The sequence below is a fragment of the Streptomyces sp. NPDC050549 genome (assembly GCF_040655035.1).
Taxonomy (GTDB): domain Bacteria; phylum Actinomycetota; class Actinomycetes; order Streptomycetales; family Streptomycetaceae; genus Streptomyces.
Map to the genome: position 1 here is coordinate 154,342 of NZ_JBFAJD010000016.1, position 20,107 is coordinate 174,448.

General features: G+C 70.3%; 15 protein-coding genes and 1 pseudogene. 7 read left to right on the forward strand and 9 right to left on the reverse strand.

The annotated features are described in order from the left end of the window. Positions 1-46: 46 nt before the first annotated feature. Positions 47-946, reverse strand: a complete 900-nt coding sequence (locus AB0I51_RS24055; RefSeq protein WP_362978262.1) for an SDR family oxidoreductase — start codon at positions 944-946, stop codon at positions 47-49. Positions 947-1,123: 177 nt separating this feature from the next. Between AB0I51_RS24055 and AB0I51_RS24060 the strand changes: the two genes are divergently transcribed. Further along, the gene (locus AB0I51_RS24060) at positions 1,124-2,053 is read left to right on the forward strand and encodes a LysR family transcriptional regulator (protein WP_362978264.1); all 930 of its coding nucleotides are present in this window, start codon (positions 1,124-1,126) and stop codon (positions 2,051-2,053) included. A gap of 25 nt (positions 2,054-2,078) precedes the next feature. Further along, positions 2,079-2,597: a GNAT family protein gene (locus tag AB0I51_RS24065; protein ID WP_362978266.1), complete on the forward strand. Its 519-nt coding sequence runs from the start codon at positions 2,079-2,081 to the stop codon at positions 2,595-2,597. Positions 2,598-2,678: 81 nt separating this feature from the next. Here the strand turns inward: AB0I51_RS24065 and AB0I51_RS24070 are convergent, their stop codons facing one another. Continuing rightward, positions 2,679-3,329 (reverse strand): chaplin, encoded by a 651-nt coding sequence (locus AB0I51_RS24070; protein ID WP_362978268.1) that lies wholly within the window; start codon positions 3,327-3,329, stop codon positions 2,679-2,681. Positions 3,330-3,661: 332 nt separating this feature from the next. On the opposite strand from AB0I51_RS24070, the gene AB0I51_RS24075 reads away from it, so the two are divergent. Continuing rightward, entirely contained in the window at positions 3,662-5,269 is a 1,608-nt protein-coding gene (locus tag AB0I51_RS24075) for an alpha/beta hydrolase (RefSeq protein WP_362978270.1), read from the forward strand. On the opposite strand, the pseudogene AB0I51_RS24080 reads toward AB0I51_RS24075, so the two are convergent. From AB0I51_RS24080 to AB0I51_RS24090, 3 genes and pseudogenes are all read right to left on the reverse strand, one after another. Next, positions 5,258-5,863 (reverse strand): annotated as a pseudogene (locus tag AB0I51_RS24080) (asparagine synthase C-terminal domain-containing protein); the annotation flags it as partial. The gene AB0I51_RS24075 and the pseudogene AB0I51_RS24080 sit on opposite strands and share 12 nt — an antisense overlap. Positions 5,864-5,955: 92 nt before the next feature. Further along, a complete protein-coding gene (locus AB0I51_RS24085) occupies positions 5,956-7,218 on the reverse strand; it encodes an arginine deiminase (protein ID WP_362978272.1) in 1,263 nt (420 codons plus the stop codon). A gap of 34 nt (positions 7,219-7,252) precedes the next feature. Next, complete coding sequence (locus tag AB0I51_RS24090; protein ID WP_362978274.1) at positions 7,253-8,680, reverse strand: basic amino acid/polyamine antiporter; 1,428 nt, start codon at positions 8,678-8,680, stop codon at positions 7,253-7,255. A gap of 87 nt (positions 8,681-8,767) precedes the next feature. Here AB0I51_RS24090 and AB0I51_RS24095 point away from each other — a divergent pair, with 87 nt between their 5' ends. Continuing rightward, positions 8,768-9,868 (forward strand): chemotaxis protein, encoded by a 1,101-nt coding sequence (locus tag AB0I51_RS24095; RefSeq protein ID WP_362978276.1) that lies wholly within the window; start codon positions 8,768-8,770, stop codon positions 9,866-9,868. Between the two features lie 81 nt (positions 9,869-9,949). Next, positions 9,950-10,975, forward strand: coding sequence for a Gfo/Idh/MocA family oxidoreductase (locus tag AB0I51_RS24100; protein WP_362978278.1), 1,026 nt, complete (start codon positions 9,950-9,952; stop codon positions 10,973-10,975). On the opposite strand, the gene AB0I51_RS24105 is transcribed toward AB0I51_RS24100, so the two are convergent. From AB0I51_RS24105 to AB0I51_RS24115, 3 genes are all read right to left on the reverse strand, one after another. Beyond that, entirely contained in the window at positions 10,965-12,989 is a 2,025-nt protein-coding gene (locus tag AB0I51_RS24105) for a phosphocholine-specific phospholipase C (RefSeq protein ID WP_362978280.1), read from the reverse strand. The genes AB0I51_RS24100 and AB0I51_RS24105 overlap by 11 nt on opposite strands. Before the next feature lie 139 nt (positions 12,990-13,128). Continuing rightward, positions 13,129-13,542, reverse strand: a complete 414-nt coding sequence (locus AB0I51_RS24110) for an SsgA family sporulation/cell division regulator (RefSeq protein WP_362978282.1) — start codon at positions 13,540-13,542, stop codon at positions 13,129-13,131. 110 nt (positions 13,543-13,652) lie between these two features. Continuing rightward, the gene (locus AB0I51_RS24115) at positions 13,653-14,603 is read right to left on the reverse strand and encodes a LysR family transcriptional regulator (protein ID WP_362978284.1); all 951 of its coding nucleotides are present in this window, start codon (positions 14,601-14,603) and stop codon (positions 13,653-13,655) included. A 72-nt stretch (positions 14,604-14,675) separates the two neighbouring features. Between AB0I51_RS24115 and AB0I51_RS24120 the strand changes: the two genes are divergently transcribed. Beyond that, positions 14,676-15,563: an SDR family NAD(P)-dependent oxidoreductase gene (locus AB0I51_RS24120; protein WP_362978286.1), complete on the forward strand. Its 888-nt coding sequence runs from the start codon at positions 14,676-14,678 to the stop codon at positions 15,561-15,563. A 292-nt stretch (positions 15,564-15,855) separates the two neighbouring features. Here AB0I51_RS24120 and AB0I51_RS24125 read toward each other — a convergent pair whose 3' ends face one another. Continuing rightward, positions 15,856-18,135: a M4 family metallopeptidase gene (locus AB0I51_RS24125; protein WP_362978288.1), complete on the reverse strand. Its 2,280-nt coding sequence runs from the start codon at positions 18,133-18,135 to the stop codon at positions 15,856-15,858. A gap of 538 nt (positions 18,136-18,673) precedes the next feature. Here AB0I51_RS24125 and AB0I51_RS24130 point away from each other — a divergent pair. After that, positions 18,674-20,101 carry a SpoIIE family protein phosphatase gene (locus tag AB0I51_RS24130; protein WP_362978290.1) on the forward strand — a complete coding sequence of 476 codons (1,428 nt, stop codon included), beginning with the start codon at positions 18,674-18,676 and terminating at the stop codon, positions 20,099-20,101. The last annotated feature ends 6 nt before the right edge of the window (positions 20,102-20,107 follow it).

Sequence of the window (20,107 nt, forward strand, 5' to 3'; positions counted from 1 at the left end):
GATTACGCACCCGGGGCGTGACGCCGCTGCCGGCGATCCTTCTTCCCTACTCCATATCGAAGTAGTGGCCCGCTTCGAGGTCGGCGAGCAACCCGGCCTCCACCGGCTGCCACCCCGTCTGCTTCTGTGTCAGCGTGCTCGACGCAGGGCAGTCCAGCGAGGCCACCAGGCCCAGGAAACCGAAGTGTCCGACCGCGTCCTCCGGCGTCACGCTTCCCGTCGGGACGTCGAGACGGGCGGCGATGATCTCCGCGATCTCCCGGAGCGGCAGCCCCTCGTCGCCGACCGCGTGGTACTGCGCGCCCGCCGGGGCCGACTCCAGGGCCCAGCGGTACAGCCGGGCGGCGTCGAGGCGATGCACGGCAGGCCACCGGTTGGTGCCGTCGCCGACGTACGCCGACAGGCCCTTCTGGCGGGCGACGGCGATCAGCCCGGCGACGAATCCCTTGTCGCCCGTACCGTGCACTGACCGGGGCAGCCGTACGACCGAGGACCGTATCCCGCGCTCCGCGAGCGCCACCGCCGCGATCTCGGACGGCTGCCGTATCGCCGAGAAGGACTCCGGGTCGACCCGGTCCTCCTCCGTGGCCACTCGCCCCTGGTCGAGCCCGGGGGTGCCCGAGGTCACCACGAAGGGCTTGTCGGTGCCGGCGAGCGCCTCGCCGATCGCCTCGATCGCGCGCAGGTCGGTTGCGCAGTTGGCGGCGAAGTCGGTGAAGTCGTGGATGAACGCCAGATGGCAGACCCCGTCCGCCGCCCCGGCGCCGCGGCGCAGGCTGTCGAGGTCGTCGAGCGAACCCCGGTGCGCGGCGGCGCCCGCGGCCGTCAGCGCCTCGGCGGACGCGTCGGAGCGGGCCAGACCGGTGACCGTGTGTCCTGCGTCGAGCAGTTCACGGACCACGGCGGAGCCGATGAATCCGGTCGCGCCGGTGACGAATACACGCATGCTGCGTTCCTTCGGTGGGTGGGTGTCGAACTGGGTCGTGCTGTGCTTCCATCGTGGTCGGGACACTGGTTCCGGGTCCAAAGCCTGTTTCGCATGAGGCAATGCGGATAAGGCATCACAGCAGATGAGAAGCCCTTTCGGCGCGATGTCCGGTGCGTCACGCAGTACGCTTGGAGCATGACGGACCTGCCTTCCGCGCCCGACCTCGAACTGCGTCTCGTGCGGTACTTCATCGCCGTCGCCGAGCAACGCCACTTCGGGCGCGCCGCCGAGGCCCTGCACATCACCCAGCCCTCCCTGAGCCGTCAAGTCCGGCGCCTGGAGGAGCAGTTGGGCGCCAGGCTGCTGGACCGCACCCCGCAGGGCACTCGGCTCACGGAGGCCGGGGAGGTCTTTCTGCCGCGCGCCAAGGGGCTGTTGCGTGCCACCGCCCAGGCCGCCGCCGAGACCCGCGCCGCCGCGGAGCCCAGCCGTCTCACCGTCGGATACATGGCGAATCTGTTCGTGACCCCGGCGGTGCGCGAGGTGCGGCGCCGGCATCCGGACGCCGATGTGCACGTCGTGCATCTGGCCTACGACGACGTACGCGCCGCGCTGTTCGAGCGGCGGGTGGACGCGGTGGTGGCCCGACTGCCTTTCTCCACCGACGAGTTGGAGGTCACGATCCTCTACGACGAGCCACGCGTCCTGCTCGTGCCGCTCGATCACCGGCTGGCCGGCAAGGAGTACGTGACGGTGGACGACATCGCCGACGAGCCCGTGCCGCAGGTCCCCGGCGCGGACCCGGCGTGGGCCGCCTTCTGGCGTATCGATCCCCGGCCCGACGGCCGGCCTGCGCCCGGGGGTCCGGTGATCCGGGCCCTGGAGGACAAGTTCGAGTTCGTCGCCGACGGACGGGCCGTGGCCATCGTGGCCGGTGTCCGCCCCGGGCAGACGATCCGCCCCGACATCGTCGCGATCCCCCTGCACGGCGTCGAGCCGAGTCATGTCGCCCTCGCGACCCGGTCCGGCGAGCACAACCGGCTGCTGTCCGCCTTCCGGAAGGCGGCCCACGCACTCCTCAGGGCTCCGGCCGATTCCGGGGAACACCCTGACACGGCCCACTAGTCGGGGTCCCCTACGCTTGTCCGGCATGACCGCGGACAACATCGCACTGCGACCGGTGGACGAAGTCGGCCTGGCCGTCATGGAGCGCTTCCTCAGCGACCCGGGGGCCGCGTCGGAGTTCCAGTGGTACGGCTGGAGCGATGTCCGGCGCTGGCGTCGGCAGTGGTCGGAGGACCGCCTGCTCGGCGCCGACCGTTCCTGTCTGATGGTGGTCCGGGGTGGCGAGCGGGTGGGGTTCGTCGCCTGGCGGAAGGTCACCTCGACGCCGACCTGCCACTACTGGAACATGGGTATCACCCTGCTGCCCGAGGCGCGCGGACAGGGCGTCGGGACCGAGGCGCAACGGCAGTTGGTGCGCTATCTGTTCGCGCACACTCTGGTGATGCGCGTCGAGGCGGACACGGAGGCGGAGAACATCGCCGAGCAACGCGCCCTGGAGAAGGCCGGGTTCACCCGGGAGGGCGTTCTGCGCAGCGTCGCGTACCGGGACGGGCAGTGGCGGGACGGGGTGCGGTACAGCATCCTGCGCGGCGAACTCCCCTGATCCAGCAAGGCGGTTCGAACGGCGGAGGCCCCACCGGCCGCCTGCCCGGTGGGGTCTTCCGTTCTGGCGCGAGTGCTCGGGTCAGCGGCCCGCCCTGGGGCGGAAGCGCCGGTACAGGGCGGCGCCGCCCAGGACGAGGGCCGCGCTCGCGGCGGCGGCCGGGATCGTGCCGTCGGTGCCCGTGTGGGCCAGCGAGGCCGCGGCGGCTGGCGGGACGGGGTGTCTCCGTGCCTCCGAAGCCGGTGCCGGGTGCGGCTTCGGAGGCACCGGGGTCGGTGCCGGTGGCTCGGGTGTCGGCCGCGCCGGGTGCTGGGGATGGTCACCGGAGGTGTTCACGGACCGGTTGCCCCCGACGGGATTGGCGACGCCCACGACATTCACGGAATTGCCGGTGACATTCACCGGGAGACGGATCGGGAGCTGTACTCCGTTTCCGGTCACCACACCGGGCGCATCCTTTCCGTCGCCGTGCGCCGAGGCTCCTCCGCGCGGTCCGGCGGGACTCTTCGCGCCGCCGCCTTCATTGGCGCAGCTGTTGCCCGCGGCCGGATTGAGCAGCCCCACCACGTTCACGGTGTTCCCGCACACGTTCACCGGTACATGCACCGGGAGCTGGATCGTGTTGCCGGAGACCACCCCCGCCGAACCGGCTGCCGAGCCGTCGGCGGCGGAGTCGGCGAACGCCGGCAGCGCGGCGGCCATCGCACCGGACGCGGCGGCTACGGCGATCATCCCGTTTCGGGTAACCCGTTTCATAGGCTCCCTGCCTTCCAGACTTGGTCGCGGGCGGTCACCCGCACCGAATAAAACGTGGGCGCACCATCCGAGTTATGGCTTATCGGCCTTTCACTCCATCGAGCGTCACGGTTATCGAACTACTCGTAACAAAGCCCTGCCAATACCCCGGGCCAATCGGAAAACCATTAGTCGGAAAACCCCTTATGCCTATTGAAGGGGTGCAGAATACGGCACCGGTCACCGTTCCGCCCGCCGGGAGGCGGGCTCCGTGAGGCCCGCTTATCGTGATCGAGGGCGCTGGTCACAGCGCGTCCTTGGAGGCATTGATGCTGGCCAGGCTGTCATCGCGGCCCGCGTTCCGGCGCTGCGCGTTCACCGGGGTCCTCACGCTGGCACTGCTCGGTGCGGGGCTGCCCACGCTCGCCACCGCCGACCACGGGCCGCGGCCCGACCTGTCCCGGTTCTACCGGCAGAAGGTGAAGTGGACCGCGTGCAAGGACCTGGACGCGCCCAAGGATCTGCAGTGCGGCAAGGTCACCGTTCCGCTCGACTACGCGAAGCCCCGCGCGGCGACGCTCGATCTCGCGCTGGCCCGCTACCGGGCGACCGGGAAGTCGAGGGGTTCGGTACTGCTGAACTTCGGTGGTCCCGGCGGTGCCGGCGTCAGTGAACTCGCCTCGGACGGCAAGGAGTTCATGGATCTGACGAACGGCTACGACGTCGTCACCTTCGATCCGCGCGGTGTCGGCCAGTCCTCGCCCGTGAGTTGTGGCGCGGGCGCCGACCAGGGCTCGGCCGCGACGGACGAGGATCCGGCGGACCTCGACAGCAGCGATCCGAAGGTCGTCCTCAAGCAGTTGCGGAAGGCGGCGGCCGTCTGCGCCAGGTACTCCGGCCCGGTCCTGCCCCACATAGGCACGGTCAACGCCTCCCGGGACCTGGACGTGATGCGCCAGGCCCTCAGCGACAAGAAGCTCAACTACCTCGGCTTCTCCTACGGAACGCGGCTCGGCGCGGTCTACGCGGCCCAATTCCCCAAGAAGGTGGGCCGGTTGGTGCTCGACGGCGTCGACACCCTCACCGAGCCGCTGTCCGAGCAGGGCATGGCGGGCGCCGAAGGGCAGCAGACCGCGCTGGAGGACTTCCTCAACTGGTGTGTGCAGGACATCGCCTGTCCGTTCGGCACGGACGCGCGTTCGGCGCCGGACCGGGTCGTAGGGCTCGTCGACTCGCTCGACCGGGATCCGGTGCAGACGGACTTCGGCGACACCTTCTCCGGGCAGGACCTGGTGGGCGCCATCGGTCAGGCGCTGTACAGCAAGCAGTTGTGGCCGACGCTGGAGCGCGCCATCGCCTCACTGATGGAGGACGGCGACACGCGCGCCGTGATGGCCTTCTCGTCCGGCGGGTCCGGGCTTCCCGGCCTGCGGAGCGGCGGCGAGGAGTCGGGCGGCGGCCTCGTCGACGCGCAGGACGTCCCGCTCGACAACCTCCCGTCCGCGCTGATGGCCATCAACTGCGCCGACGACCCCGACCGCCCCACCGCCGCACGGATCACCAAGGACCTGGCCGGGCTGCGCGCCGAGTACCGTGCCGCGTCACCGGTCTTCGGCCGCTACCGGCTCACCGAGGTGCTGATGTGCTATGGCCGCCCCAAGGGCACCGACTACATCCGGGACGACGTCAAGAACGTCGACACGTCGAAGATGCTGCTCGTCGGCACCCGGGGCGACCCGGCGACGCCGTACCGCTGGACCGTGGAGACCGCGCACAGGCTCGGCTCCTCGGCCGTGGTGCTCGACAACAAGGGTGAGGGCCACACCGGTTACGCGTCTTCCAAGTGTGTGCACACCAAGGTCAACGACTTCCTGCTGTACGGCTCGCTGCCGCCCAGCGGGAGTTCCTGCCCGCCGGACACCACCTCAGGAGAGTGAGATCTCGGGTGTGTAGAGGTCCAGCCAGAGCGCCAGGTCGAGGGCGCGTTCCAGACCGCGCCGGCCCGCCTGGGTGCTGATGGGGGCGTCGCGGTGGGCGACCTGGCGGAGCCTGTCGCGGTCCACGAGGTCGAAGACCGGGTGGGAGGGGCGGGCGAGCAGGTCCTTGGCGTGGTCCTGGAGGGCGACCGCGTACTTGGGGTCCTGGGTGGACGGGTACGGGCTCTTGACCCGGTCGTACACGGACTTCGGGAGGACGTCCGCGGTGGCCTCCCTGAGCAGGGTCTTCTCCCGGCCGTCGTAGGACTTGAGGGACCAGGGCGTGTTGTGGACGTACTCGACGAGCCTGTGGTCGCAGAACGGCACCCGGACCTCCAGGCCGACGGCCATGCTCGCGCGGTCCTTGCGGTCGAGCAGGACGCGGACGAAGCGGGTCAGGTGGAGGTGGCAGATGCGCCGCATGCCGTACTCGAAGTCGCTTTCGCCGTCGAGGCGTTGGACACCGGAGATGGCGGCGCGGTAGCCGTCGGCGATGTACGACTCCGTGTCCAGTGCCTCGGTCAGGTCGGTGCGCAGCACGTCGGTGTCGTCCCCGAGATCCGCCGGTCGGCGTCCCACCGGGCGGTGCTCGTCAGGAACCGGCCACGGGCAAAGAGTTCACCAACATCCCTGGCTCGCCCGGCACTTCAGAACTCCACCGGGTCCCGCACGATCGGGCAGGTCATGCAGTGACCGCCGCCCCGGCCGCGCCCCAACTCGGCGCCGACGATGGTGATGACCTCGACGCCGGCCTTGCGCAGCAGGGTGTTGGTCTGGGTGTTGCGGTCGTAGGTGAAGACCACGCCCGGTTCCAGCGCGACCGCGTTGTTGCCGCTGTCCCACTGCTGGCGCTCGGAGGCATAGATGTCGCCGCCCGTCTCGACAACCCGCAGCTCGGGCAGTCCGAGCGCCTTGGCGACGACGTCGGTGAAGGGGGTCCGGCCCTCGTCGACGATGTCGATGCCGGGGCCCCTGTCGCCGGGGCGCAGGGAGAAGGTGTGGACGGCGTCCATGATCGCCGGGTACAGGGTCACCAGGTCGCGGTCGGCGAAGGTGAAGACGGTGTCGAGATGCATCGCGGAACGCAGCTTCGGCATACCGGCGACGACGACGTGCTCGGCGGCGCCCAAATCGAAGAGGGCCTTGGCGACTTGGGTGATGGCCTGGCGCGAGGTGCGCTCACTCATGCCCATCAGGACCACGCCATTGCCTACGGGCATGATGTCGCCGCCCTCGAACGTGGCCTGCCCCCAGTCGAGTTCGGGGTCGCCCCACCAGACGAGGGAGCCCGCGAAGTCCGGGTGGAAGGTGTAGATCGCCTTCATCAGGAGGGTCTCGTCGTGCCGGGCGGGCCAGTAGAGCGGGTTGAGGGTGAGGCCGCCGTAGAGCCAGCAGGTCGTGTCACGGGTGTAGAGGGTGTTGGGCAGCGGCGGCATCAGGTATTCGCGGACACCGGTGGACTCACGGGCGAGGGCGACGTAGTCGGAGCGGTAGTCGTCCGGGAGGTCGGTGGTGGCGAGGCCGCCGATCAAGTACTTGGCGAGTTCGGCCGGTTCGAGGCTCTCCAGGTAGGCGCGGGTCGCGTCGATGAGGCCGAGGCCGACCTCGTTGGCGACGATCTTCCGGTCCAGGAGCCAGTCCTTGGCGGCGGGGATCGTCATGGTCTGGGCGAGCAGTTCGTGCAACTCGACGACGTCGACGCCGCGTTCGCGGAGTTTGTTCACGAAGTCCGCGTGGTCGCGCTGGGCGTTCTCGACCCACATCACGTCGTCGAAGAGCAGGTCGTCGGAGTTGGTCGGGGTGAGCCTGCGATGGGCCAGGCCCGGTGCGCAGACCAGCACCTTGCGCAGTCGGCCGACCTCGGAGTGGACGCCGTACTCATGTCGGTCCACGGTGTCTGGGCTGGTCACGGTGCACACACCTTTCCGGAGGTCGCAGACGGGGTCAGAGGCTGATCCAGCCCGCCGCCGGGGCGATAACGCCGACGACGGCACCCGCGACCGAGACGGCGGGGATCACCGGTTCACGGGCGGAGAAGGGCGAACGCCCTTGTTCCCTGCGGGCCTTGACGAACAGGAAGGTGGCGGGCGCGTAGATGATGAACGAGACGAGGAGGTACTTGAAGCCGGCCGCGTAGATGAGGAACGCGGTGTAGACGGTGCCGAGCCCGGCGACCGTCAACTCGCGTCGCCCTGAGCGAGTTCGCGCGAGGGCGATCCGTACGGCGAAACCCGCCGCCAGCAGGAACGGGATCAGTGTCAGCGAACTGGTCAGGTCCAGCGCGAAGTTGCAGGCGTCGTCGGAGAAGTAGGTGACGACCAGGACGACTTGGCCGAGCAGGGTGGTCATCACCAGTGCGGGCACGGGCACGTCGGCCGCCCTGGACTTCTTCAGGAAGCGCGGCATGTCGTCGTTCTTGGCAGCGACGAACAGCACCTCGGCGGCCATCAACGTCCAGGCGAGATAGGCGCCCAGCACGGAGACGATCAGTCCGACACTGACGAAGACCCTTCCCCAGGTGCCCACCGCGTGCTCCAGCACGCCCGCCGTGGAGGGCTGCCGCAGTTCGGCGATCTCGCCCATCGGCATCAGACCGTACGACACGACCGTGACCGACGCGAAGACGGCGAAGACGCTGAGGAAGCCCAGGACGGTGGCGCGGCCGACGTCCTCGCGGCGTCTGGCGTGCCGGGAGTAGACGCTCGCGCCCTCGACACCCAGGACCACGAGGACGGTGGCCAGCATGGTGCCCTTGACCTGCTGGAACAGGGAGCCCGCACAGTCGGCGCCGCCGAAGTTCTCGGCGAAGACATGGGGTTTGAGGTAGAAGAGCGCGAGGACGACGAAGACGAGGATCGGCACGACCTTCGCGACGGTGACGATCCGGTTGATGGCCACCGCCTCCTTCACCCCGCGGCTGATCAGCAGGAAGAAGAGCCACAGTCCGACCGAGGAGAGGACCACCGCGAGGACGGTGTCGCCCTCGCCGAGCGAGGGCGCGATCGTGCCGATCGTCGACATGATCAGCACCCAGTACGTCACATTGCCGACGCAGGCGCCGGCCCAGTAGCCGAACGCGGCGAAGAAGCCGAGGTATTCGCCGGAACCGGCCTTCGCGTAGGCGTAGACACCGGCGTCGAGGTCGGGTCTGCGGACGGCGAGGGTCTGGAAGACGAAGGCCAGCATCAGCATCCCGGTGCCGGCGACGGCCCAGGCGATCAGGGCGCCGGCCACGCCGGTCTCCTGCGCGAATCTGCGCAGGAGCGAGAACACCCCGGCCCCGACCATGGAGCCGACCACCATGGTGGTCGGCGTCGGCAGGCGCAGCTTGGCGGCCGTGGTCCGGGTGTCAACAGTGGCGGCTTGCGTCACCCAAGGGACGTTAGCAACGAATTGCCCCAATTGCCTGGCAGGCTTCCCCCATATGCCCCATCCGTCATTCGGCCCTATCGTGCTGTTATGGAGCACGCACTGAGTCCCGCCACCCTCACCGAACTGCGGCGCCCGCGCCCCTACCCCGCGGTCTCCGTGCTCACGCCGACACATCGTCGCGAGCCCGACAACGCACAGGATCCGGTCCGGCTGCGCAATGTGCTGGCCGAGGCCAAGAAGCAGCTGGAGGCCGATCCCGCGGTCCCCCGGGACCGGCGCATCGACGTCGTCCGGCATCTCGACCAGGCCCTCGCCGAGATCGATCTCGCGCACGCCGAAGACGGTCTGGTGATCTTCGCCGCGCCGGGCGAGCACCAGGTGTGGTCCCTCGCCAGGTCCGTGCCCGAGCGTGTGGTGCTCTCCGACACGTTCCTCACCCGCAATCTCGTCTCCGCGCAGGCCTCAGAGCGGCCGTTCTGGGTGCTCTCCGTCTCCGCCGACCGCGTCACGCTGTGGAACGGCGGTGTCGACCGGGTCGCCGAGGACCACACCGGCGGCTTCCCGCTGACCCGCGACCACCGGGACAACTTCGACGCCGAGCGCCAGGAGCGGATCGGCGACATCCCGAGCACCTTCCGCGACGAGGACACCCGGCACTTCCTGCGCGAGGCCGACACCGCGATGGGCCGGATCCTGCGCGCGAACCGGCGCCCGCTCTACATCACCGGGGAGCAGGCGGCCCTGTCGGCGCTGGACGAGGTCGGCAGCGCCACGAAGGGCGCGACGCACATCGCGCACGGCGGCCTCGCACACGGCACGCCCGACGCGGTGTGGCAGGCCGTACGGCCACTGGTCGACGCGGAGGCGCGCAGGAACGCCGTCACGGTGACCCGGGAGCTCGAATCGGCGCGCGGGCGCAAGGAGTTCGCGGCCGGCGTCGACGAGGTCTGGCAGAACGCCCGCGAGGGCAGGGTCCGGCTGCTGGCCGTCGAGGAGAACTACCGCGTCACGGTCCGCGACGACCACGGCGACCACCTGGTACCGGCCGACAGCGGCGACCTCGACGCCCGCGAGGACATCGTGGACGAGATCGTCGAACAGTGCCTGGAGACGGGTGCCGAGGTCCGCTTCGTCCCCGATGGCAGTCTGACCGACGCGGACGGCATCGCGGGCGTGCTGCGCTACTGAGCTCGCCCCTCCACCCCCGAGACCGCCTCTCCCCTGCGGCGTACGCTACGGCGTGATCGTCGACGTAGAGGGAGAGCACACGTGGGTGACCTGCTGGGCGTGGCCGTGCTGGGTGCGGGACACATGGGAGCCGACCACATACGACGCCTCGACCAGGTGGTGGGCGGAGCCAGGGTCGCCGCGGTGGCCGACCCGGACACCGAGCGCGCCAAGGAGGCGGCGGCAGCTCTGGACGCGGTCGCGGTGCACGAGGACGCCGTGGCCGCGCTCGACGCCCCCGGGGTCGAGGCGGTGCTCATCGCCTCGCCGGGCCCCGCTCACGAGGAGGCACTGCTCGCGGCCTTCGCGCGCGGGCTGCCGGTGCTGTGCGAGAAGCCCATGGTGCCCGACTCCACCGGGGCACTCCGGGTGGTGGAGGCGGAGGCGCGACTCGGGCGGCGGCTGGCGCAGATCGGGTTCATGCGACGCTACGACGCCGAATACCAGCGCCTCAAGTCCCTGCTGGACAGCGGGCAGTTGGGGCGCCCGCTGATGCTGCACTGCACCCACCGCAATGTGTCGTCGCCGCCCTGCTTCACCTCCGCGATGCTCATCGACAGCTCTGTCTCGCACGAGATCGACGCGGCCCGCTGGCTGCTCGGGCAGGAACTCACGGCGGTGACGGTGCTCAGTCCGCGCCCGTCGGCGAACGCCCCGGAGGGGCTGGTCGACCCGCAGCTCGTGCTCTTCGAGACCGACGGCGGTGCCCTGGTCGACGTCGAGGTCTTCGTCAACTCCGGCTTCGGCTACCAGGTGCGCTGCGAGGCCGTGTGCGAGGCGGGCAGCGCCCGGATCGGCGAGGACCACACGATGGTCGTCACCACGCACGGCAGCGCGCACGAGGACGTGCCACTGGACTATCTCGTGCGGTTCGCGGACGCCTACGACCGCGAGGTGCAGTCCTGGGTGGACGCCACCCGGCAGGGCCGGGTCACCGGCGCGAGCGTCTGGGACGGCTACGCGTCCTCCGTGGTCGCCGAGGCCGGGGTCCGGGCGCTGGAGAGCGGCGGCCGGGTGACCGTCGAACTCGCCCCGCGCCCGGACCTGTACGCCGACGTCAGCCGCTGACGCTCGCCGCGCCCGACTCCAGGTGACCGGTGAACCGGCGCGACCAGGTCGCGTCGGAGTCGACGGTGACCGTGAAGTCGTACCAACCGCCTTGGTAGGCAACGGCGTTGAAGAAGTCCTCCGTCGACGCGCCCGCCGCGACCGCGTAGGTCCACGGCCCGTCGCCACGGTAGTGGTTGGAGGTAATGGTGAACTTTACGGACGCCGCGGACGAGTTGGCCATGTCGAAGTAGATCGCGAGCTTGCCGGTACCCGACTCGACCGCGTAACGGATGCTCACCTCGACGGACTTGCCCGGCTTCGTGGCGTCGCCCTGGAAGCGGCGCAGGAAGCGGTTGGGGCCGACCATGGAGAGGTCGTACTTGCCGTTGCCGTAGCCCGTACCGATGTTGAAGAAGTCGGAGGCGGTGCCGCCGGGGTCGATCGTGTACTGCCAGGGCGTGGTGTCGCGGTAGGCATTGGGGTGGATGGAGAGATGGGCGGCGCTCCTGGCGGCGCCGCCCTGGTTGGCCATGGCGAACCAGGCGAGGATCTTGCCGCCCGACCCGAATTCCAGGTGGTCCAGGTATCCGTTGGGCTGGTACGGCAGCGCGCGGGCGGGCCGGGTGCCGGTCTCCTGCGCCGGCAGGGCGTTGTTCGTCGGGACCGGGTTGGGCAGCGGGCCGCAGGTGGAGATGCCGATGACACTGGTCGCGGGGAGCGCGACAGAGCCGTGGACCGGGTTGGCGAAGTCGAAGACGCCGGTCAGGTCGCCGCTCACCTTGCGGCGCCAGGTGCTGATGTTGGGGCAGGCGGCCGGCTTGCCGAGGGACGTGGTCCAGGTCTCCAGGAAGCGCAGCACCGAGGTGTGCTCGAAGACCTCGGAGGAGACCCAACCGCCGCGCGTCCAGGGCGAGATGACGATCATCGGGACGCGGAAGCCGAAGCCGTACGGGACGCCGTTGAGGAACTCGCCGTCGGTACCGGCGGGCGGGACGGGTGGTGGGACGTGGTCGAAGTAGCCGTCGTTCTCGTCGTAGTTGAGGAACAGGACGGTCGAGTCGAAGACGTCCGGATCGGCGGCGAGGGCCTGGTAGACGAGGCTGATGAAGTGGGCACCGTCGCCGGGCGGGGCGTAGGGGTGCTCGGAGAAGGCCTGGTTGGGGACGACCCAGGAGACCTGCGGGAGGGTGCCCGCGAGGACGTCGGCCTTGACGGCGGCGGCGATGTCGTCGGGGGTCGAGCCGGTGACGGCCGGGACGGAGGCCATGCCGCGGTCGTAAAGGGCGCTGCCCGCCTTGGAGTTGGCGAAGTTCTTGAAGTAGGCGCAGGCGTTGTCGCCGAAGTTGTCCGCCGCGTTCTGGTAGACCTTCCAGCTCACTCCGGCGTTCTGCAGCGCCTCGGCGTAGGTCTGCCAGGTCAGCCCCGACTCGTCACCGCCGTCGTAGCTGGAGGAGTCGACCTTGCCGCTCCACAGATAGGTGCGGTTGGGGCCGGTCGCGCTCAGGGTGGAGCAGAAGTAGGCGTCGCAGACGGTGTAGTTGTCGGCGAGCGCGTAGTGGAAGGGGATGTCGGCGCGGTCGAGATACCCGAGCGAGCGGACGTTGCCCACGCCCGAGACCCAGTTGTCGAGGCGGCCCTTGTTCCACGCGGAGTGCTGGGAGGACCAGGAGTGCGGGAGGTCGCCGTTGCACTGGGCGAGGGTCTCGCCGTCGTGGCCGCCCGAGGCCGGGGTGGCGCTCAGCTTCCACGGGTACTGACGGCCGCCGCCGTTGGGCTGGTCGAAGACCGGGTAGCCGCCGCCGAGGGTGATACCGCTGCGGTCGTCGAAGCCGCGGACGCCCTTCAGGCGCCCGAAGTAGTGGTCGAAGCTGCGGTTCTCCTGCATGAGGATCACCACGTGCTTCACGTCCGAGATCGTGCCGGTCGCCGCCTGCTGGGCCGCGATCGCGGGCCGTATGCCGGTGCCCGTCACCATGCCCGCCGCCACGGTGGCGCCGAGTCCCACGAAGCCTCTTCGGCTGATCGGTGTCATGCGCTCCGCCCTCGTCACAGGCGTGCCCGAGCGGCACACCGCGCGCAAGGGTGCACCGGGTGATCGCCAAGGTCCATACCTGAACGGTGAGATGGAGGTGAACAAAGGTCAAAGCCGTCGCCCTGGACCGGAGTTGCCCTCAGACGCTCCCGAACAGGGCGCTCAGCCCCCGGTCGACGACCGCGTCCATGTCCTCCTGCCCGGTGGCCACCACGTCGTACGTCCGCAGCAGGAAGCGGCGCAGGGCCGGGGTGTGGAAGTGGAGCAGGGCGAGCCCGAACGGCGAGTGGAACTCGAGCACCATACGGGCCAGGCCGCACGGCCACAGGTGCACGTCCCCGCTCCCGGACGGCCGCCGCAGCCCCTCCTCCAGCAGCGCCCGGGCGAAGGTCCACGTGACACCGTCGCCGTCGAGAGACACCTCGGGCGGGAAGTCGAGGTGCACGGCAAGGGGGTCCGAGGAGAGGTAGCGAAGCGTGGCCGACACGGGAATCTCGGTGTCGTCCGCCGTGATCAGCCGGGCTCGGGTGGGCTGTTCGAGGGTGATGTCCATGGTCGGTCTCCGCTACGGGTGAGAGGTCGGCCGGATTGCCGTGTGCCTGTACGACCTCGCAGGTGCCGTTTGCATTACGCGGAACCCCGAACGAGTTCATGTGACCTGCATCACATCATCGCTGCACCGCCCTCTCCGGAGGCCGCGTCGCCGCCGTCGAGCGCGGCGACACGCAGGGCGGCCGCCACCCGAGCGACCGCCTCGCCGGGCGCCCCCGGAAGCCGCGCCAGCATCAGTCGCCGCTGCTCCTGGGGCCCGCCCCGTACCGGCAGGACCCGTACCCCCGCCGGGACGGCCGGAGCAAGGGAGGCGGAGACCGTGGTCAACCCGCAGCCCGCTGCGACGAGTTGGAGTTTGGCCAGCCAGTCCCGGGCGGTGTGGGCGATCTCGGGGCGTTCGTCGAGGCCGGGCCATACGCCCATGAGGCGGTCCTCGCCGGACGAGGAGCCGGCGATCCAGCGTTGGCCGCGCAGGTCGGCCACGTCGGCGAACTCGGCGCGGGCCAGCGGATGGGTGGCGGGCACCGCGAGGTACAGCGGGCGCTCGGCGAGGGTGCGCAGCACCAGCGGGGGCGATTCGGTGTCCGGCGGGCGGAACGGCGGCGCCGACGCCAGCAGGGCCAGGTCGAGGCTGCCGGCCCGCAGGGCGCGTACCAGCGCTGGTGTGCCGCCCTCCCGGCTGACGACATTCAGGTCCGGGTCGCTGCGGCGCAGGGCTAGCAGGGCCCGTGGCAGCAGGGCCGCTCCGGCGCTGGGCAGCCAGCCGAGGCGGACGGTCGCGGCCTCGCTGGGCAGCCCGGAGAGTTCGCGGGCGGTGGCGTCGATCTCGTCGAGTACGACCGTCGCCCTGCGCATGACGATGCGGCCGGCCGGGGTCAGCCGTACGCCGTCGCGGCGCCGTTCCAGCAGCTCCGCGCCCGCGGCCCGTTCGAGCGCGGCGATCTGCCGGGACACCGCCGACTGGGTGTAGCCCAGCGACACGGCGGCGGCCGTGAAGGTCCCCTGCTCGGCGACCGCGCGGAAGACGCGCAGCGCGGTGAGTGACACATCCGTGAAGTCCATGACGATTACGCATACTAGTGGTGCATAACTCTCGTTGGACGCATGGCCGTGATCGTTCCTACCGTGGCAGACATGAACGCTCCGCGCATCGCCCTCGTCACGGGCGCCAACCAGGGACTCGGCCGCGCCCTCGTCGAGGGGCTGGCAGCCCGCAGGGGCCCCGACGACACTGTCCTGCTCACCGGCCGCGACGAGCGGCGGGTCGCCGACGCGGCCCGCGAGGTGGCCGCCCTGCCCGGCAGCCGCAGCCGGGTCGAGGGCCGGGTCCTCGACGTCACCGACACCGACGCCATCGCCCGCCTCGCCGACGAGCTCCGACAGCGCCACGGCGGAGTCGACATCGTGATCTCCAACGCCGTGACCCGGATGCTCCCCGGGGAGTCGCAGTACGAGCGCGCCGACGAGTTCGTCGACGTGTCCAACACCGCCACCCACGCGATGCTGCGTTCCTTCGGTCCGGTCCTGCGCCCGGGCGGCCGGTTCCTCGTCGTGGCCAGCAGCCTCGGCACCCTCGGCCATCTCGACCCCGCGCTGCACGGCCTGTTCGACGGCGCGAGCCTGGACCAGGTCGAGTACGCCGTCGAGTCCTGGCGCAGCGCCGTCCACCACCGGACCACGGCCGAGGCGGGCTGGCCGCTGTGGCTGAACGTGCCCTCGAAGGTGGCCCAGGTCGCCGCCGTCCGCGCGGTCGCCGCGGAACGCCGTCAGGACGACCTGGCGAGCGACACCCTGATCGCCTCCGTGTGCCCCGGCATGGTCGACACGGCCACCTCCCGCCCCTGGTTCGAGGACTTCAGCCAGGCCAAGTCCCCGGCCGAGGCCGCTGTCGCCGTGCTCGACCTCGTCTTCGCCGAGCGGGTCGATCCCGCGCTCTACGGCGAGTTGGTGCGCTTCGGCGCGGCCCTGGACTGGCGCTCCGGCAAACCGCTGGCCGAGCAGGACCTGAAGCTCACCCCCTGACCACGGCGCGGCACGCAAGCACGGCACGGACGTCGTGGACGGGGTCGCTGCCGGGCCGCGTCCCAGCTGTCGGGGTGACCGGTGACGCTGTGCGGGGAGGTGCGGTGGACGAGGACCGGGCGGAGCGCCCTGTATCTCCTGCAGCGGTGGCGGCCACGGTCGGCACGCTGTTGACGCCCGAGATCAAATAGCCCCCGGGCACAACTGCTCCGGCCGCGCCCGCCCTCCGGTGTGAGCCGGAGTACGGGCGCGGCCGGGACCGTCATGGACGGTCAGTCACGCGGGCTGCGGGTCAGGGGGTCAGCTGCCACTGCTCGATGTAGCCGACGTCGATCGCCGCGTGGTCCTGCACCCTCAACTTCCAGGTGCCGTTGACCGGTTGGGCCGAGGCGTCGACGGTGAAGGTCTGGTCGACGTTGTCGGCGGAGCCGCCGGAGCGGTTCAGCAGGGAGTAGACGGTTCCGTCCGGGCCCACGAGATCGACGGTCAGGTCGCCCCGGTAGGTGTGGACGATCTTGACGTAGACCTGAGTGGTGGCCGAGGCGTTGCCGTCGCGGCCGGTGACCGTGATCGGGGACTCCACGGCGGCGGCGTTGTCGGGGATGTCCACCCGGGTGCTGCTGGCGTAGATGTTCGCCACCCGCCAGGTGAAGGAGGTGGTGGCGGTCGCGCCCGTGTCGTCGGTGACGGTCACCGTGACGTCACTGCTCCCGAGGGTGGTCGGGACGCCGGAGATCAGGCCGGTGCTGCTGATGGAGAGCCCGTCCGGCAGACCGGTGGCCGAATAGGTGAGGCCCGCACCGGAGTTGGTGGTGTAGGCGTCCGTCTGGAGGGAGACGGACTGTCCGACTCCGCTGATCTGTGCGGAGATCGGGGCCACGTTGACGCCGAGCGCGATCCGGCTGCCGACGTCGATCGCCGCCCACGCGTCGGCCACGGCGAGGTACGTCGGGCTGTACGCGCCGAAGAGGTCCGCCGCCGCCTGGAGCGTCGCGGTGCGGGCACCGGCGTAGTTGGTGGACGAGGTCATGTACGTGGTGAGCGCCCGGTACCAGATCTTCTGGGCGTTGTCGATGCCGATGCCGGCGACGGGCACGCCGTCGTAGGTGGGGCTGTCGTAGGACACCCCGTTGACGGTCTTCGCACCGCTGCCCTCGGACAGCAGGTAGAAGAGGTGGTTCGCCGGGCCGGAGGAGTAGTGGACGTCGACGCTGCCGAGCGTCGAGCTCCAGTAGTCGCGGGACGCGCCGTCCTTGGAGGGCTTGTCCATGTAACGCAGCGGTGTGCCGTTGCCGTTGATGTCGATCTTCTCGCCGACCAGGTAGTCGGGGACGTCGGCGGGCAGGTTCTCGTGGAACTCCACCGCAGCGGCGAAGATGTCGGAGGTGGCCTCGTTGAGGCCGCCCGACTCGCCGGAGTAGGTGAGGCCGGCGGTCGCCGCGGTCACGCCGTGGCTCATCTCGTGCGCGGCCACGTCCAGCGCCGTCAGCGGGTGGGTGTTGCCCGAGCCGTCGCCGTAGGTCATGCAGAAGCAGGTGTCGGACCAGAAGGCGTTGACGTAGTTGTTGCCGTAGTGGGCCCGGCTGTAGGCGGCCACACCGTCGTTGCGTATGCCGTTGCGGCCGAAGACGTCCTTGTAGTAGTCCCACGTGGCCGCGGCGCCGAACGCGATGTCCACGCCCGCGGTCTGCCGGTTGGCCGCGGTCCCGTCGCCCCAGACATCGTTGTCATCTGTAAACAGAGTGCCTGTGCCCGAGGTGCCCTGGTTCAGGTCGTAGGTCTTGTGTCCGGCACGGTCGCCGTCGAGGAGTTGGTACGTCGACGTCGCCGGGTCGAGCGTGGTGCCGAGCGGGACCGTTCCGTTGAACTGGCCGGTGCCGGTGCCGGTTTCGATGCCCTGGTACTGGAAGACGGGCTTGCCCGAGTCGGCGTCGGTGATCACGTGGAGTTCGCTGGGGGTGCCGTCGTCCTGGAAGCCGCCGACCACCGCCTCCCAGGCGAGGACGGGCCTGGCTCCGGCGGCCCAGACGACCAGGCGCGGGGCGCCGTCGAGCTTGGCCTGCTCACCACCCGCCTTGGTCGCGGTCGCGAGCGCCTTGGTCTTCACCGTCGCCGACGACACGTTCGGGGTGATGTCCGCCAGGGCCAGGCCGGCCTTCGTGGCCTTCGTCACCGTGAGGCGGCCGCTCCTGGCATGGACGACCAGGTCGCCGCCGAGGACGGGCAGTCCGGCGTACGTCCGCTCGTAGCGGGTGTGGGTGGTGCCGTCGACGTCCTGCGTGACGTCCTTGACGACCAGTTTCTCCTTGGCCCCGAGGCCGAGGTTCTTCGCCGTACTCCCGACGGCCGCACCCGCGCTCTTGAGGAGGGCGGCGTGCTTCGCCGGTGTCAGCGCGGCCGGGGCGACTCCGGCCCGGGGGGTGGCCAGGATCTTCGCCGGGGCGTGGCGGCCGCCGGGAACGGCGGAGGCGGTGCCGGTCTGCATTCCGGCGGCCAGCAGGGTGCCGACTGCGGTGAGCACCAGAGCGGCGGTGTATCTGGGGTGGTGCGGATAACGGTCATGCCGGGTCAAGGCGTTCTCCTTATGTGGGGTGGTCGGACTCGGTGGAGTCCTGGAGAGCGGGTCGGGCCGGGGTACGGCCGTCCGGCGGCGCGCGGGTGCGAGGAGGAAGGGTGAGGAAGAAGTGAACGCTCGGTGAGCGTGATGCACAGCAGAGTGGCATCACACCCACAGAATTGTCATGGCTACAACAAAGCAACGGCTCAAAATGACCGTTGCGTACTGCGGATCACTCACCTGAGCGACACTTTTCGGCCTGTCGCCGGACGGCCGTGCCATGCAGGAACACAAGACCGTCGAACAGGTGGTTGAATGTCGACTCCAGCGGGTGATCCATCCCCCAACTCGCGTACCGCGTATGCGACTTGCCCCACCGGGACAGCTACGCCACCAACACGGCACAATCCGTCCGTGAAGACGCTGGCATATGCCAGAAGCACCACCGGATCGGGTGTTGCCAAATCCCTTACAGGGCGTCGCGGGCTGTGCGACAGTCGTAACCGGTCCCTCCATCCGCCTTGGTCGAACCGTCCCCGCATCGGAGTGCGTCATGCCGTCCCATCTCTCTGCGGACCGCCCAGCCGCCCAGCCGCCCGCGCGCGGCTCGGTCGACGCGCTGATATCGCAGGCACGGCGGCTCATGGGCGACGTGGACGCCGTACGGCGGGACGCGCAGCGGGACGGTTCGGATCCCCGGGAGCGGTGGCAGCGGGCGCTGTGCGATCTGGCACTGCATCAACTCAACGACATCGACGAGCACTTGGCCCAGCTGCGGGACGGCCCGCCGCCCGTGCCGACGGCCGTCGAGGCGCCGCTCGCACCGACTGCCGTACCGGAAGCGACCCGAGACGACTCGCTGCTCAGCCGGGTCGGCAGTGCCGAGTGGAATCTGCTGACGGACGAGGTGAGTTGGTCGGGGGAGCTGTACCAGATCCTCGGCCGCGATCCGGCCGCTCCCCCGCTCACCCTCGACGAACTGCCGTCCCTGGTCCTCGACGAGGACCGGCCGAGCCTGACGGCGATGGTCACGGACTGCCTGGTCGACGCCAAGCCCATCGACGGCGAGTTCCGCGTCGTACGGCCCGACGGCGCCGTACGGACCGTGCACATGATGGGCGAGCCCGTGCTCGACGCCGACGGTGGCACCGCCTCGATGTGGGCCGTGCTGCGGGACGTCAGCGAACTGCGCCGCAGCCAGCGGACGGTGAGCGAGACCCGTGACTCGCTGCAGCGCCACCGGCACCACGCGCAGACCGAGCGCCGGCTCGCGGTCGAGCTGCAGGAGGCCGTGCTGCCGCCGTGGCGCGGTTCCCTGCGGCTCCCGCACCAGGGACCGGAGACGCTGGACCTGGCCGCCCGCTATCTGCCCTCCTCGACGAACGCGCTGATCGGCGGCGACTGGTACGACGCGCTCCAACTCTCCGACGGCGCCACCCTGTTGAGCGTCGGCGACCTCACAGGACACGGTGTCGCGGTCACCTCGGGCATGGCGATGCTGCTCGGCGCCCTGCGCGGCATGGCGATAGCGGGCACCGAGCCCGGCCAACTGATGTCCTGGCTCAACCAGTTACTGGACGCCACCGTCCAACCGGCCCTGGGCAGCGCGGTGTGCTGCCGATACCGGCCCGAGACCCGCACCCTGACCTGGGCGCAGGCAGGACACCCCGCCCCGCTGCTGTTCCGCGACGGGACGGGGCGCATGCTGAACGCACCGGACGGCGTCCTGCTCGGCGCCACCTCGGGAGCTTCCTACGGACAGGCCGAGGAGACCCTCGAAGCGGGCGACGTACTCCTGCTGCACACGGACGGACTGGTGACCGGGCACGACAGGCCGGAGGCCGTGGACCGACTCCTCGACCTGGCCCCGCGGTTCGGCGAGGCGCGCACCGCACAGGACTGCGTACGCATGGTCGTCGAGGAGTTCGGCGACTCCGCGCGCGAGGACGACGCCTGCGTGCTGGTCGCCAGGACCACCTAGGCCATT

Excerpts from the sequence above, each read along its gene's own strand:
- AB0I51_RS24055 (WP_362978262.1), bottom strand. The coding sequence starts at position 946 with ATGCGTGTATTCGTCACCGGCGCGACCGGATTCATCGGCTCCGCCGTG.
- AB0I51_RS24060 (WP_362978264.1), top strand. The coding sequence starts at position 1,124 with ATGACGGACCTGCCTTCCGCGCCCGACCTCGAACTGCGTCTCGTGCGG.
- AB0I51_RS24065 (WP_362978266.1), top strand. The coding sequence starts at position 2,079 with ATGACCGCGGACAACATCGCACTGCGACCGGTGGACGAAGTCGGCCTG.
- AB0I51_RS24070 (WP_362978268.1), bottom strand. The coding sequence starts at position 3,329 with ATGATCGCCGTAGCCGCCGCGTCCGGTGCGATGGCCGCCGCGCTGCCG.
- AB0I51_RS24075 (WP_362978270.1), top strand. The coding sequence starts at position 3,662 with ATGCTGGCCAGGCTGTCATCGCGGCCCGCGTTCCGGCGCTGCGCGTTC.
- AB0I51_RS24095 (WP_362978276.1), top strand. The coding sequence starts at position 8,768 with ATGGAGCACGCACTGAGTCCCGCCACCCTCACCGAACTGCGGCGCCCG.
- AB0I51_RS24105 (WP_362978280.1), bottom strand. The coding sequence starts at position 12,989 with ATGACACCGATCAGCCGAAGAGGCTTCGTGGGACTCGGCGCCACCGTG.
- AB0I51_RS24110 (WP_362978282.1), bottom strand. The coding sequence starts at position 13,542 with ATGGACATCACCCTCGAACAGCCCACCCGAGCCCGGCTGATCACGGCG.
- AB0I51_RS24115 (WP_362978284.1), bottom strand. The coding sequence starts at position 14,603 with ATGGACTTCACGGATGTGTCACTCACCGCGCTGCGCGTCTTCCGCGCG.
- AB0I51_RS24120 (WP_362978286.1), top strand. The coding sequence starts at position 14,676 with ATGAACGCTCCGCGCATCGCCCTCGTCACGGGCGCCAACCAGGGACTC.
- AB0I51_RS24130 (WP_362978290.1), top strand. The coding sequence starts at position 18,674 with ATGCCGTCCCATCTCTCTGCGGACCGCCCAGCCGCCCAGCCGCCCGCG.